This window comes from Candidatus Uabimicrobium amorphum, assembly GCF_009002475.1.
Classification (GTDB): domain Bacteria; phylum Planctomycetota; class Uabimicrobiia; order Uabimicrobiales; family Uabimicrobiaceae; genus Uabimicrobium; species Uabimicrobium amorphum.
In genome coordinates this window covers 1,348,671-1,363,043 of record NZ_AP019860.1, presented here as the reverse complement: position 1 = coordinate 1,363,043, position 14,373 = coordinate 1,348,671, and the positions used below count along the sequence as shown (strand labels likewise).

At 40.5% G+C, this 14,373-nt stretch carries 11 protein-coding genes and 1 pseudogene; 5 read left to right on the top strand and 7 right to left on the bottom strand.

What is annotated here, in order from left to right:
* The first annotated feature begins 135 nt into the window (after nucleotides 1-135).
* Nucleotides 136-672, top strand: a complete 537-nt coding sequence (locus UABAM_RS04695; protein WP_151966843.1) for a DUF4416 family protein — start codon at nucleotides 136-138, stop codon at nucleotides 670-672.
* Here UABAM_RS04695 and UABAM_RS04690 read toward each other — a convergent pair.
* From UABAM_RS04690 to UABAM_RS04660, 7 genes and pseudogenes are all read right to left on the bottom strand, one after another.
* Nucleotides 669-2,201, bottom strand: a complete 1,533-nt coding sequence (locus UABAM_RS04690) for a sensor domain-containing diguanylate cyclase (RefSeq protein WP_151966842.1) — start codon at nucleotides 2,199-2,201, stop codon at nucleotides 669-671. The genes UABAM_RS04695 and UABAM_RS04690 overlap by 4 nt on opposite strands.
* Nucleotides 2,202-2,286: 85 nt before the next feature.
* The gene (gene ribH, locus UABAM_RS04685; RefSeq protein WP_151966841.1) at nucleotides 2,287-2,766 is read right to left on the bottom strand and encodes a 6,7-dimethyl-8-ribityllumazine synthase; all 480 of its coding nucleotides are present in this window, start codon (nucleotides 2,764-2,766) and stop codon (nucleotides 2,287-2,289) included.
* 4 nt (nucleotides 2,767-2,770) lie between these two features.
* Nucleotides 2,771-3,412 (bottom strand): annotated as a pseudogene (gene ribB, locus UABAM_RS04680) (3,4-dihydroxy-2-butanone-4-phosphate synthase); the annotation flags it as partial.
* A 10-nt stretch (nucleotides 3,413-3,422) separates the two neighbouring features.
* Nucleotides 3,423-4,049, bottom strand: a complete 627-nt coding sequence (locus UABAM_RS04675) for a riboflavin synthase (protein ID WP_151966839.1) — start codon at nucleotides 4,047-4,049, stop codon at nucleotides 3,423-3,425.
* The gene (gene ribD / locus UABAM_RS04670; protein ID WP_151966838.1) at nucleotides 4,042-5,124 is read right to left on the bottom strand and encodes a bifunctional diaminohydroxyphosphoribosylaminopyrimidine deaminase/5-amino-6-(5-phosphoribosylamino)uracil reductase RibD; all 1,083 of its coding nucleotides are present in this window, start codon (nucleotides 5,122-5,124) and stop codon (nucleotides 4,042-4,044) included. The genes UABAM_RS04675 and ribD overlap by 8 nt, the downstream gene beginning before the upstream one ends.
* A 65-nt stretch (nucleotides 5,125-5,189) precedes the next feature.
* Nucleotides 5,190-6,542 carry an ATP-binding protein gene (locus UABAM_RS04665; protein ID WP_151966837.1) on the bottom strand — a complete coding sequence of 451 codons (1,353 nt, stop codon included), beginning with the start codon at nucleotides 6,540-6,542 and terminating at the stop codon, nucleotides 5,190-5,192.
* Nucleotides 6,543-6,550: 8 nt separating this feature from the next.
* The gene (locus UABAM_RS04660) at nucleotides 6,551-9,265 is read right to left on the bottom strand and encodes a hsp70 family protein (protein WP_173013137.1); all 2,715 of its coding nucleotides are present in this window, start codon (nucleotides 9,263-9,265) and stop codon (nucleotides 6,551-6,553) included.
* 285 nt (nucleotides 9,266-9,550) lie between these two features.
* Between UABAM_RS04660 and UABAM_RS04655 the strand changes: the two genes are divergently transcribed.
* From UABAM_RS04655 to UABAM_RS04640, 4 genes are read left to right on the top strand one after another with little or no spacing between them, the layout of a single operon-like run.
* Complete coding sequence (locus UABAM_RS04655; protein ID WP_151966835.1) at nucleotides 9,551-10,009, top strand: DUF2760 domain-containing protein; 459 nt, start codon at nucleotides 9,551-9,553, stop codon at nucleotides 10,007-10,009.
* A 16-nt stretch (nucleotides 10,010-10,025) separates the two neighbouring features.
* Nucleotides 10,026-11,801, top strand: a complete 1,776-nt coding sequence (locus tag UABAM_RS04650) for an Hsp70 family protein (RefSeq protein ID WP_151966834.1) — start codon at nucleotides 10,026-10,028, stop codon at nucleotides 11,799-11,801.
* Between the two features lie 39 nt (nucleotides 11,802-11,840).
* Nucleotides 11,841-13,601 carry a redoxin domain-containing protein gene (locus UABAM_RS04645; RefSeq protein WP_151966833.1) on the top strand — a complete coding sequence of 587 codons (1,761 nt, stop codon included), beginning with the start codon at nucleotides 11,841-11,843 and terminating at the stop codon, nucleotides 13,599-13,601.
* A gap of 5 nt (nucleotides 13,602-13,606) precedes the next feature.
* Complete coding sequence (locus tag UABAM_RS04640) at nucleotides 13,607-14,353, top strand: MBL fold metallo-hydrolase (RefSeq protein WP_151966832.1); 747 nt, start codon at nucleotides 13,607-13,609, stop codon at nucleotides 14,351-14,353.
* The last annotated feature ends 20 nt before the right edge of the window (nucleotides 14,354-14,373 follow it).

Sequence of the window (14,373 nt, the reverse complement as noted above, 5' to 3'; positions counted from 1 at the left end):
TAACAAAACTAGCTTGACGAACCTTCACGGTGAGGTTAAGTTACAGAGCGTAGTTCCAGGCATGTAATCTTCCAAGATTAATCATATGCCACGAAATTTTTCACATTATACAGTTACCTTGATACGGATATAAAAATGGCACACATTTCACCCCCTAAACCCGTTAAACTTTTTGTTGGTTGCATTTTCGCCGACAAAAAAGTTTTTGAAGACGCTTACCTAATACTTTCAAAAAAATACGGCACCATTGATATTTTTAGCGATATTTGGGATTTTTCACACACCAACTACTACGAAAAAGAAATGGGAAAAAATTTATATAAGACTTTTATAAGTTTTAAAGATTTGATTTTACCAGAAACGATAAAAGATATAAAAATTTTTTCTAACGAATTAGAAGAATCATTTCAAGAAACGCTGGATATGAAGCGTCCGATTAACCTTGATCCAGGATATTTAGATGCGGCCAAAGTCATTCTGGCGACTACAAAAGACTACACTCATCGCATTTACTTAGCATCGGGAATTTATGCAGAGGTGGAATTATTTTACCAACAAAAAACTTATCATGCTTGGCCATGGACATACCCCGATTACCAATTTCCTCACTACATTGATTTTTTCTTAGGTGTAAGGAAAGTATATCGTGAACAACTACGGCATATCAACTAGTCAGCAATAACAACTTCGTTGCGTCCATGTTTCTTACCTTTGTAAAGGGCATCATCGGCTTTCTTGATACATTCATCGATGTCGCTATCACTATTGTGCATTGCTACCCCTGCGGTGATTGTGACGGACATTTCTTTATTTTGGTAAGTATATACTTGCGAGGCTACTTTATTTTTTATTTTTTCGGCAACTGTTTTACATCCAGTAATCGATGTCTCAGGAAGCATTATAATGAACTCTTCGCCTCCCCAGCGTGCAACAATATCCTGTTTGCGTATCGTCTCTTTCATTATATTCGCAATAGATTGTAGTACAAAATCTCCGCAACTGTGTCCATAAGAGTCGTTAAAGGATTTGAAGTGGTCAACATCAATAAGCACGATACTAAAAGGTTTACTCGAACGTCCACTACGATTTTTTTCTTCCTCAAGCTTTTCTAAAAAATAACGGCGATTGAATAATTTCGTCAAAGGATCTGTTCGTGCAAGTTCCTCCATCTTTTTCGCCATTTTTTCTAACTGTTGGTATTGATTTTCGCGTGTTTGAAGCTCTTGCGTACGTAGCTTTACAATTTCCTCGTTTTTTTGATGCTTGTCCAATACCACTTTAACATACAAACAAATGATAAATGTGAAGCACAAACTAATGGACATAATGACGAGTGAGTTACTTTTCAGATGCATGGTTTTAAAATGGCTTGTCACATAAACGATCATTTGCCATTTGCGTTGCGCAATGAGAATTGTTTGTTTGTGTGTTGCCCAAACGCGATCGTAACGAAAGACATCTTGATAAAGAGATTTTCGCTGGTTATTTGTTCGGTCAAAAATGGCAAATGAAAGACCCGAAACGTTTCCACCTGCATGCTTCATCGCCACCTGAAAAATTTTTTCGATGTCAAAAACCCCCGCAACAAAACCGCGTAAAATTTGCGGGGTGCTTTTATCCCCCTCTACTTTATCATACACAGGAATAAACACCATAAAACCTTTTTGTTTTTCTCTGCTTTGAATAAGAAGAATGGGGATGGTTCCGGTCATCTTTTTGCTGCTAATAGCTTGTTGTAACGCTTTTTTTATCACAGAATCTGATGATAAATCAAAGCCCAAGACCGATTCGTTTTCTTGAAGTGGAGCTGTGTAGTATACCGGAAAATACACTTGACGATTCTTTACAGGAATCATCACTCCGTTATCTCTTTCAGTAAACACAAAATTTGTCAGTCCCTCGTTTTGAGCAAGCTGTTCATAGCGCAAACGGTCTTCTGTTTTTACTCTGGGAATCCACTCCAAAGCCTGTACACTCGGGCGTCCTTTTAAGACAGAGTTTGTATAAGCAAAAAACATATCACGCGAAATCGTAGGTGACGCCGAAAAAAATCCCTGTAATCCGGTCAGCACTTCTAAATTGCGCACAATCTCACGCTTAAATGAATTGATGCAGGAGTCACCGCGTTTTTGGAGTTCAAGCTGTAAGTTTTCGTATTCCACAGCTTCCATAAAATGAAAGCTACTAACAGAAAAAAACACTCCCCCACATAGAATAACAAATAAGCTGAGATATTTGAAAAAAGGACGTTTAGGCGCCAAAGTGACATATTCCCTAATAAAGTCTTTAGTTGACGTTTTCGGATAAAGTGTTATTTAAATTTGCCATTTCGATTGCGGCAGTTGCTGCTTCAAAACCTTTATTACCCGCCTTGGTTCCGGCACGTTCAATGGCTTGTTCGATGCTATCTGTTGTCAAAACTCCAAATATAACAGGTGTATCGCTATGTAAAGAGGCCGCAGCAACTCCTTTTGCAGCTTCCGCAGCAACATAGTCAAAATGTGAAGTGGCACCGCGAATAAGAGCTCCCAGGCAAACAACCGCATCGTAGCGACCACTACAAGCTAGTTTTTTTGCAATAAGTGGTATTTCGAATGCCCCAGGGACCCATGCGATATCCACGGCCTCGTCTTCTACTCCATGGCGATGAAGAGCGTCCTTTGCACCTGAAAGCAGTTTTTCGGTGATGAAATTATTGTATCGTGCGACAACTACTGCTATTTTTAAACCTTGTCCAGTTAACTTTCCACTAAAAATTTTTGCCATGTTATTCCCTTTCTCTTCGGTATGCGATCAACTCGGCGATTGTGAAAATTTTCAAATCATGTTGTTGGGCAAATACTTGCAATTGTGGTAAACGCGCCATCGTTCCATCTTCAGACATAATTTCACAAATTACCCCAGCAGGATACATGCCCGCTAGTTGAGCAAAATCTACCGCAGCTTCTGTATGCCCAGGACGTGCTAACACCCCCTCACGGTGAGCGCGCAATGGAAACATATGTCCAGGCATTAACAAGTCTTCTGTTGTTGCGTGTGGATCAATCAACGTGTGAATTGTTTTCGCTCGGTCAAAACTGGAGATTCCTGTGGTTGTTCCGTTTTTTGCATCAACAGAAACCGTAAATGCTGTGCGAAATTTGTCCTTGTTATCTTTGTCACTAATCATCATCGGGATGCGTAGTTTCTCGATACGTTCTTTGGTAAGTGCAATACATATCAATCCACGTCCGTGTGTTGCCATGAAATTGACGATATCTGGGGTTATTTTTTCTGCTGGTATAACTAAATCCCCCTCGTTTTCGCGATCTTCATCATCAACGACAATAATCATTTTTCCACATTGAATTTCATGAATCGCTGTTTCAATTGTGTGAGTTTCGAATTTTTGCTCGCTTACAACAGATGTCATAATACCATCCTTACATAAATCCATTTTCATTGAGAAATTCTCTATTTATTGTTGTGTTCGTGCGTTTAGTTGTGAAGTTTTCTATGTACTTTGCGAGAATGTCAACTTCAATGTTAACAACTGTACCATAAGAATAATTTTTCGCAACCGTATTCATAAAAGTATGTGGAATAAAAGCAACGCTAAAACAGTCTTTTTGAGGATTGACAACCGTGAGACTCATCCCATCAATTGCAACATATCCCTTTTCAACTATATAACGCATTAGTTTTGCATCAAGGGTGAACGTAACTACATAAGAATTACCTTCTTTTTTTACAAAGCTAACTTTTGCTGTAGAATCGACATGACCTTCGACAAAATGACCACCTATGCGATCTCCGACACGCAGACTGCGCTCAAGGTTTACGACACTACCAGCACGTAAAAGTTCTAAGTTACTACGTCGTGTTGTTTCAGGTGTTACATCAACAGTAAAACTATCTTCGTTAAACGTCGTCACCGTCAGACAGACACCATTCACTGATATGCTATCACCTATTTTTGTATTTTGCAAAACAACATTTGCGGTTATTTCCCAAGAAGAAGATGCTATTTTGCGTACTTTCCCTAACTCTTCGACAATACCACTAAACATTTTCACCTCTTTTGCAGTAGCCACTAATTAAGATGTCTCCTGCTAATCTGCTCACTTGTAAATCTTTCAATACAAATGCCTCTTCAATGTAGTTTATTCCTTCTCCTGCCACAGGTGAAGGAGCTTCTTTGCCACCAATAATCATGGGCGCAATGAATGCTAATATTTTATTTACATGATTATTGGCGAGAAAACTAGAGAGTATTGTTCCGCCCCCTTCCAAAAGTACAGAAGTAATCCCTCTTTTTCCCAATTCTTTCAGTAACGCGTTTGTGCAAACACCTTGATCACTTTGCGGTAGTACCATAACTTCGACATTTTTTGGAAAACGCTGCGGGATTGTTGTTGCCAAAATGGTCTGTCCAGGTAAACCGTCACTAAAAATTTTTGCCTCGTGAGGAAGTCCTCCTTTTGAATCAATGACCACCCGAATAGGATGTTGCACTTCGGTGTTCTCTAAACGCGTTGTCAGCATCGGGTTATCTTTCTTTACGGTATTCGCCCCGACAATAATTGCATCAATTTCATTGCGTATTCTATGGCCAAACAAACGCGATTCCTGGGAACTAATCCATCGAGAATGACCTGTTTTTGTAGCAATTTTGCCGTCAAGACTCATCGCAAATTTAGCAATAACAAATGGAAGTTTATGCTCAATCCAATAACAAAAAACTTCATTGAGTTGTAGCGCCTGTTGAGCACAACAGCCGACAGATGTCTCGATACCTGCTTCTTCGAGGATACGTTTTCCCTTACCTTGAACCAAAGGATTGGGATCTAAAATTGCCATATGAACTTGGCGAATACCTGCGGCAATAATAGCATCTGTACATGGAGGCGTTTTTCCATAGTGACAGCAAGGTTCTAAATTGATGTATAAGGTTGCTCCGCGGGCATTTTCTCCCGCCTGTTCTAAAGCAATAATTTCAGCATGGTGCTCTCCTGCACGCAAATGAAATCCTTCACCAACAATGGCACCATCGCGGACGATTACCGCTCCTACCATTGGGTTAGGACTTGTTTTTCCTCTTGCTTTCTCAGCAAGTTCAAGAGCACGTAACATAAACTGCGACATACAAATATTTCCAAGATACTGAGGTGTCTAACATTTTCAAACCACGGGAATTTACTCCCACTTTACTATGCGGATTGATGGTTGAGTGTTTGGCGAATCACATACAGTAAATCGGAGACACTGTATGGTTTTTTCAATAAGCGTAAATGATTTTGACTGGTAAAATGCGTAGGCAATTTTTGATCCGCATATCCCGTCGACAAAATAACTGGTAGATTACTTTTTTCTTGAACAAGATATTCCGCCAACTCTAAGCCATTCTTTTTCGGTAAAATAACATCGCTTATCATCAAATCAAACTTACAATTCTTCTCAAAAAAAATGTCTATCGCCTCTTCGGCACTGTGGGCTTTCAGAACATCATATCCGTTGCGTTGTAAAATTCTACTTGTAAAGCGACATACCTGTACGTCATCTTCCACCAATAAAATTTTCTCTCCTTGACCTTGATAAAGCTCAACAGATACTTGCGGGTCCTGCTCTTCATGACAGTAAACGTTTTTACAAAAAGGCAAGAAGACCTTAATACAAGTTCCACGCTTTGCCGAACTTTCTAGGTGAATCCATCCATCGTGCTGTTTAACAATTCCATAAACCACCGACAGTCCTAACCCAGAATTTTCATTGAGTTTTGTCGTAAAAAAAGGTTCAAATACATATGGAAGGTGTTCCTTGTCGATGCCACAACCATTGTCGGCAACACAAATACATACGAAATCACCAAAAACGGCATCTACCATAAACTCAGAAACACGAGGATTAATATGTACATGCTCCGTTGTAATGGACAGCTTTCCACCATTAGGTATCGCATCACAGGCATTGAGAACCAAATTCATGATAACTTGCTCAATCTGACCAGGGTCAATCTCTACGTATGTATTATCAGAGTGAAAATTTATGGTAAATTCGATATCTTCACGAATCATACGCGTTAGAAACTTGCTCATCTTCTGTAACATACTGTTGACATTGACGATTTCAGACTGTAACACTTGCTTACGGCTAAATGCCAGAAGTTGCCTTGGTAACGAAGTCGCTTGTTGTGCCACTTGTTTAATTTCTTGGGCCAACTCATACACATCGCCGTTGTCAGATGTCTCTTCCATAATTAAATCACTATAACCGAGAATTACGGTAAGTAAGTTGTTAAAATCATGGGAAATTCCCCCGGCAAGACGGCCAATAGCCTCCAACTTTTGCGTATGCAAAAGCTGCGTGTGAATTCTGTGTTTTTCACGAATAGTTTTTTCGTGCTGTTCTATCTCACTTTGTAATTTTGCATTGGCTTTTTGGAGCTTATTGTGCGCTTGTTTTAACTCAGTTTCCCATCTATTGCGCTTGACAATATGCCAAAATAATAAAGAAATCAATGCCAACATAATGAGAAATATATAAACAATAATAGCTTTTACCATACATACTCCTATTTTAGGAGAAGACCTGTAGGGAGAGAGTCTCCAAAGTAATGTTTTTGTAACTTTTCATTGAGAACAGTTATCGTTTCTACAGAAGAACACAATTCATTTATTTTGGCAGAGTCATCGTATTTTTGCAATTCTTCTATTACGCGCTGGCGCAAATCATCGTCGATATCAATACTGCGATCTCCTGATTTTCGCGCAAGTTGCGCTAGCGCGGAAAGACGATGAAAATTATCATTTTCCATAGCGAGAAGAGTCTCAATCCACGGAGTAATTTGGTCTTTTTCTAAAGGGTTTTGATTGTAAAAAAGAATACGCGCTCCCAATCTTCCCAAAGCCCAATACAAATGATCGAGATTTTTTTCCTTAGAGAACAAACGTATAATTTCATCTCCAAGCTGTTGTTTTACCTTGGCAGGCAAATTTTCGAAACTAGACACAGTACGCCACATTTCTACCTTCTCGGCCGGTTTTACATGTTTACGTGTTGTTTTTTTCATCTTCCATTTTGTCGATGGCCCTAACAAATGCTCCGCAAAAAGCTTTAATAAATTAAGCTGCTGCTCTCCTCGTAAACTAGCGGCAATTCTTCTCAGTAGAATCCAATATTCCATCCAATTCTGGATGTTGCGCGTAAAGTGTACACGATTTTGTATAATGGGAAGTAATTTTTTTATGCGCCAATCATCTCCAGGGAATCCAATTCCTGGACGCAAACAGAATCCAACAAGGTGTAGCCAGCGTTCCTCGTGGTTTTCGCTGCGATTTTTTTGTGTAGCAAAAGAAATGAGAATGTCCCATATCTTTCGATTTAATTGTAAATCCCAGGCGTCTTTTTTGCAACCAAGTATTTTTTCAATGTCGTTTTTCAAGGTGCGTGGTGCTAGATCTTTACAGAAAACTCCTTCGATAACCTCTCGTATCTTTTGCTCGGGAAAGACTATTTTCTTTTTGCTAACTTGTTTTTCTATTTTTTTAGGTTCCTGAGCATGGCTCATTTGAAATTGTAAGCGCCAAATACGGTCAGAATCTTTGGCCACCAACCTAATTTCCAAAAGCCCAATCTCATTCATTTGCGCTTGCAAATTTACCGGAATTTGGCGTTTCTTAGCCGTTTTCCCCACTTTAATAACTGTTTGAACAGGAGGAAGTAACACCATGTTTTCTTCGAGGTCCACAACCTGACCTAACTCATCCTCCTTGCGCTCGTTACTAGAATAAATTTTAAAAGACACTGGTTGCTTTGCAATCACCTCTAAAGTATGTTGGTTGATTTCAAAAAATTGCTGTTGTCGCGAAGCAAACGGTAAAATACACAGTCCCTTTTTCTTGCCCTGGTGCTGTTTTATTTCGAGATAGTATGAACGCGGAATACCACCACCGATTTGAATGCCTTCGCCACGTTGCACAAGATGAAAATACGCTGCTCCAATAGCCACGGCCAAATCGAGCTTGTTGTTGGTTAAAACAATAGGTTTCCATGAAGAGCTACCAAACCATTCTTTTAATTGCGACACGATTCGGTCGCGAATTGCCTTAGGAGTCAATACTCCCCCGTTAAACAAAATCAAATCAGGTTTAGTGTTTTCTTCGAGATGTCGATGAAGAAAGTCACAAAGGTGCTTTGTGATTCGCGGATCTGTTTCATAAGGAAGTCCCCAATCCTTCAACCCGGATTGTTTCGATTCCCCTGGAGCTTCCCAAGGTAAAATCGGGAAAAATTGTTCCACGATAACTTCTTGTAAAAGTTCGTGACTTACCTCGAATTTTTTCGCTCCCTTAACAAGAGAACTCCCGCCGCCCATGATCGTAATGTCCGAGTTTTTATCTTCGTTACCGCTTGTCCATAGATACTCTTTTGCATGGCGTGCGGCCGAGACTAGTTCTAAAAACTGATTACTCGAAAGTTTACTCTTTTCCAGTCGGTAAGCAAGAGCAAGATCCATATTATCTCCCCCCAACAGAAGGTGCTTACCAACGGCCACTCTTTTAAATTGGAAATTATCTTCGTTGCGCTGTAACTCGATAAGACTAAAGTCTGTAGTTCCGCCTCCTAAGTCGCACACCAAAGCCAACATATTATCCTGAACTTTTTTTGGCCACTTAAATTGATAAAAATAAATCCATGAATAAAAGGCGGCCATGGGCTCTTCGAGTAAGTTTACATTTTTAAATCCCGCTTTATTCGCCGCTTCTAAAGTAAGTTCTCGCGCATCCTGATCAAAAGCCGCAGGTACCGTCAGTACAATCTGTTGCTGTTGTAGATGCTCATGGGACTCTTTGGCGACATAGTGATTCCAAGCTTCTTGTATGAACTTCAGATATCTCACCGCCGCTTCCACTGGTGAAATTTTTTGTGTGCTTTTGGTTCCCCAGGGTAAAATAGGACTACGGCGATCAACACGTGAATGGCATAACCATGACTTTGCAGAATGCACAATGTTGTCGGGAATTTTTTGTTTCTTGGCAAATTCCCCCACGATATACGATGGTTTGTCTTCCCAAGGCATGGCGACGGATAAGGTATCGAACTCAGACAAACTATAATGAAAAGAAGGTAACGTTTTGCGCTCCTCAATAGCATTTGCCGACACAATTTGTGGTATTTCAAATATTTTTATCTTGTGTTGTGAACGCTTACGCGAACGATGAATATATGCGACACTACAATTCGTCGTCCCTAAATCAATCCCCACTAAATAAGGTGTTTCTTGCATAAATTTTCCCATCGTGTATATGGTCATGGTGCTATTGTAGAAGTAGTCTATACGACTTGCGCCATTAAAAAGAGTAGATCGTTTCCCATCCTGATCTCGAAAAATAAGTAAGTTTCGGGATCGGGAACGGGGTCGGGATCGGGATCGTTTTTAGGCACAAATCATTTATTTATACCAATAGTATCCTGAAAATAAATTGATTGCAAAAGCCATTTATTGTTTGCTCAAATATCACTGATGGATTACAATACTAAAAATTTTTAACAAAATCAAAAGGAGTTTCTGATGAAGAGGTTGTTAAACGCCTTCCGTTGTTTTTTTCGCGCCCTTGCTGATGGAAATTTTGCCAACAATTTGCAAAGTAAAGAAGAACCACTGAAGGATGCAAAATTGTTATTGGCATTCTTGCAAGAGGAAGGTCGCTTAGTCGACTTTTTACAAGAGGATATCTCAGAATTTGATGACGAACAAATTGGAGCTGCGGTTCGCGAAGTTCACACCAAAACGCGTCAAGCACTTCACAAAGTGTTCACCATCGAAGCAATCACCGAACAATCTGAAGGCGAAACAATAAAAATAGTTGAAAATTTTGACAAAAATGCCATAAAATTAGTAGGGAAGGTAACAGGAAATCCTCCTTTCAAAGGAACTGTACAGCACCATGGATGGAAAATCGTCGCAAGTAAAAAACTTCCCACACAAGAAAGTGTATCGGTTATTGCAAAAGCAGAAGTAGAAATATAGATAGAGGCAACGCGAGATGGATGGAAACTACATTATTGGAATAGACCTAGGAACGACAAACTCTGTCGTCGCATACAAGAAAAGGGGTTCAGATTCTGCAATTGAATTGTTTCAAATACTGCAACTGACCAAGGAGGGTCATGTTGAAGAGCGCAAGTCTTTACCATCTTTTTTATACATTCCAGGAGAACACGATTTAAACAAGAAACAAATTGCTCTACCCTGGAATAAAAATATGGGGTACTGTAGCGGAGAACTAGCACGTAAACAGGGTAACAAAGTTCCCGGAAGAATGATCAGTTCTGCGAAATCATGGCTATCTCACCAACAGGTAGATCGCGAAGAAAAGTTACTTCCCTTCCAAGGAGAGGAAGAGCTGGAAAAAATTTCGCCGGTAGAGGCTTCCACAAGATACCTATCGCATATCAAAGAGAGTTGGGATCACCAATTTCGCAAAGAAAAAAACGCAGCATTTGTTGACCAAGAAATTTATTTAACGGTTCCTGCCTCATTTGACGCTGTTGCCCGAGAGCTGACAGTAAAAGCAGCCAAAGCTGCGGGAATTGAGGCCACCTTACTCGAAGAACCACAATCCGCTTTTTACGCTTGGCTATATCGAGAAGGAGAAAACTGGCGTAATAAACTCCAAGTTGGAGATGTAGTTTTAGTTGTCGATGTAGGAGGTGGGACAAGCGACTTTTGTCTCGTTGCTGTTGAGGAACAAGATGGTAACTTAGAGTTAAATCGTATTGCTGTAGGAAACCACATTTTACTAGGTGGCGACAATATCGATTTGGCCCTTGCGCATTTGATTAGTGCAAAGCTCCCCAAGGCCAAACTCGATCCATGGCAATCGCTATCCTTGTGGTACAGTTGCTGTGAAGCCAAAGAAGCATTATTCAGCGATCCAACACTCAAAAAAGCCAATGTTGCTATTTTAGGACGCAGTAGTAGTTTAATCGGTGGAACACTGAAAGCAAAACTAACTCGCGAAGAATTAGAGAATGTAGCGAAGAATGGTTTTTTCCCCGAAGTAGATATTCATAATTTTTCTGTACAAAAACACAAAGTAGGTCTCATGCAAATGGGCTTACCGTATGCAACAGAACCGGCGATTACAAAACATATCGCAGAATTCTTACAACAAAATTCTAACAATCAGGAACTTATTCGTCCGACAGCTGTCTTATTTAATGGCGGCGTTTTTAAAGCCGATGTCTTACAGCAACAAGTCACATCTGTCATTAACTCGTGGCTACCCGACGCCCAGGTAAAAACTCTTAACAGCCACGATCTTGACACTTCGGTGGCAATTGGTGCCGTGTACTATGGTACGACAAAACACGGAGAAGGGATTCGCATTCGCGGAGGTGTCGCACGTTCTTACTACCTCGGGATTGAAACCGCTATGCCCGCCATTCCAGGCGTACCTCCTCCACTAAGGGGACTATGCGTTATTCCCAGTGGAATGGAAGAAGGAAGCGAAAGTGACGTACCAGGTACAGAATTGGGACTTATGATCGGCGAGCCAGTAGAGTTTCCGTTTTTTAGTTCCAATACACGCAAGGAAGACCTCATTGGAGACGATGTGGATGACCTAGAAACATTGCAAAGTAGTTCCCCCCTAGAGACAACTCTAAGTGTAAAAGAAGGCGTTAAAAAAGGAGAAATGGTACCTGTGAAACTACATAGTAAGGTCACAGAGGTGGGGACTTTGGAGATTTCATGTCGCACAACAGATAATAAGCACTCTTGGGATTTACAATTTAATGTTCGAAAACACGACCAATAGTTATGCGAAATTTCGTATAGAAGTTTTAAGGAACGTATTATGCAGAAAATGGTATTGATATTAGTATTATTATTTTCTTGTATTTGTCTGAATGCAGAAAAAATGCCGGATTTTGAAGTGAAAAATTTAGATGGCAAAGTATACAGCAGTAAAGATCATAAATCTGCCAAAATTATCCTCTTTTTTGACGAGGCAGAAACGATAAGCAGTCCTCTTTTATACTCGATAAAATTACTGAAAAAAAAATATTCTGACATAGAATTTGTCTGTTTATTGTCGTCTCTAGAATTTGAGCCTGACACCGAAGCGCTTAAAGATCTGAGTGATAGACTTTCTCTAGACTTTTCTCTTTATATAGATCAAGATCGCTCGTTGCTCAACGAAGTTGGCTATGAGAGCGTACCCGCAACTATTGTAGTTGACCAGAAAAACAACATAGTTGACAAGATAACTTCTCAAAATCAATATTATGATTTGCTACGCGTTAATATACAACTTCTTCGCGGAGAGATAGTTCGAGAAGAAGCGATCAAAAGAGCAAGTACTTTCACAAACAGCATCGCAATGCCAGAGAACATTTACGATGCAGTTGTCAATGCAGGTGAAGATCGCGCAGAAGAGACCAATGACAGCGACGATAACATTGAAGACGGCGAAGATTTTACCGACGAAAACGGCGAAGATGAAAAGGATTTCACAACACCCGAAGACAACACAGATAGCAACATACCTGATATCGATGCGGATATGAACACTGACACGGATGTAAACGCTGGCATCAATACCGACATGAACACCGACACCGACATGAACACCGACACCGACATGAACACCGACACCGACATGAACACCGACACCGACATGAACACCGACACCGACATGAACACCGATACCGACATGAACACCGACACCGACATGAACACCGACACCGACATGAACACCGATACCGACATGAACACCGACACCGACATGAACACCGACACCGACATGAACACCGATACCGACATGAACACCGACGCCGACGTGAATACCGATACCGACGTGAATACCGATACCGACATGAATACCGATACCGACATGAATACCGATGCCGACGTGAATACCGATACCGACATGAACACTGATACCGACGTAAATACCGACACCGATGTAAATACCGACACCGATGTAAACACCGACACCGACGTAAACACTGACACCGACATGAACACCGATACCGATGTGAATACCGACACAAATACTGATGCAAATACCGACACAAATACTGATGCAAATACCGACACAAATACTGATGCAAATACCGACACAAATACTGATGCAAATACCGACACAAATACTGATGCAAATACCGACGCAAATACTGATGCAAATACCGACACTGGTGTAAACACCGACGCTACAAACAAAACGGAAACTCCTCAAGAGAGTGATCGAAAACAAACTTCACCACTTACTTCGCCAGAAAACGCTGTATTTATGGGAACAGTGAATTTTGTGAGTCAGGCACTCCTCGTTTTCGTATGGTTGTGGGGCGTACTATATTGCTTAGTAAAAGTAAAGCTATATAAAAGAATGCTAATAGGTGCTTTAGCATGCTTAGGTTTTTGTGCATGGACATCTCTATACATGATGACGAACGTTCCACAAGAAGTGGTGGTGCTCCACAGTGCAATCGGTGAATGGCAGGGGCATGCAAATGTGGCTCTTGGTTATGTTGCGGATTACACAAAACTCATCTACTTAGGCTTGGTAAGTCTTGTAGTTGTTGCCATCTCTGGTCGCTTTAAAAATGAGGAATAGTAGATATGAGCGTTAAAATCACTTTCCTTGGTACAGGAGACGCCTCCAATTCAGGGGGGCGTGCCCAACAAGCGTTATTATTGACAACTTCTAACTTTACGTTGTTAGTTGATTGTGGAGCCAACACTCTACAACGTCTACAAAAAATGCAAATAGACCCCAATACCATTGATGCGGTGCTATTTACACATTTTCATGCGGACCACTTTTTGGGCACCGTACACTTAGATCTATCTTTAATATTTGACTTTCCCAGAAAGCGCAATTTGCTATACTTGGGTCCTGTTGGTTTAAAAGAACGTTGTCAGCAACTTTTTTCTTTAAGTTATCCACGATTATATCCGAATGATAATTTTGTGAGAGAAATGGTTGAATACGCGCCACACCAAAAATACACTATTTTAGATAATAAGGCGATCGTCGAAACATTTCCGATGGAACATGCTCCCGAATCTTTGGGATATCGAATTTCTATCGGAGGCAAATGTATCGCAATTACCGGAGATACACAGTGGCATGACGGTATTGTTGATTTAGCCAAAGATAGTGATTGTCTAATCTGTGAATGTTTCCACTATAAAAAACCGCAACCGCGGATAGGTCACTGCTCCTATGAAGAGATCCATGAAAACAGCACTCGCATAGATACCAAAAAAATCATCTTACTCCACGCCCATCGCGAAGTGCTGGAACATAGAGAAAAAGTAGACTTTACCATCGCGAATGATGGAGACATTCTAGATATAGAGTAAAGTAAAGCTAGATTTTATCA

Excerpts from the sequence above, each read along its gene's own strand:
- UABAM_RS04695 (WP_151966843.1), top strand. The coding sequence starts at position 136 with ATGGCACACATTTCACCCCCTAAACCCGTTAAACTTTTTGTTGGTTGC.
- ribH (WP_151966841.1), bottom strand. The coding sequence starts at position 2,766 with ATGGCAAAAATTTTTAGTGGAAAGTTAACTGGACAAGGTTTAAAAATA.
- UABAM_RS04675 (WP_151966839.1), bottom strand. The coding sequence starts at position 4,049 with ATGTTTAGTGGTATTGTCGAAGAGTTAGGGAAAGTACGCAAAATAGCA.
- ribD (WP_151966838.1), bottom strand. The coding sequence starts at position 5,124 with ATGTCGCAGTTTATGTTACGTGCTCTTGAACTTGCTGAGAAAGCAAGA.
- UABAM_RS04665 (WP_151966837.1), bottom strand. The coding sequence starts at position 6,542 with ATGGTAAAAGCTATTATTGTTTATATATTTCTCATTATGTTGGCATTG.
- UABAM_RS04660 (WP_173013137.1), bottom strand. The coding sequence starts at position 9,265 with ATGCAAGAAACACCTTATTTAGTGGGGATTGATTTAGGGACGACGAAT.
- UABAM_RS04655 (WP_151966835.1), top strand. The coding sequence starts at position 9,551 with ATGAAGAGGTTGTTAAACGCCTTCCGTTGTTTTTTTCGCGCCCTTGCT.
- UABAM_RS04650 (WP_151966834.1), top strand. The coding sequence starts at position 10,026 with ATGGATGGAAACTACATTATTGGAATAGACCTAGGAACGACAAACTCT.
- UABAM_RS04645 (WP_151966833.1), top strand. The coding sequence starts at position 11,841 with ATGCAGAAAATGGTATTGATATTAGTATTATTATTTTCTTGTATTTGT.
- UABAM_RS04640 (WP_151966832.1), top strand. The coding sequence starts at position 13,607 with ATGAGCGTTAAAATCACTTTCCTTGGTACAGGAGACGCCTCCAATTCA.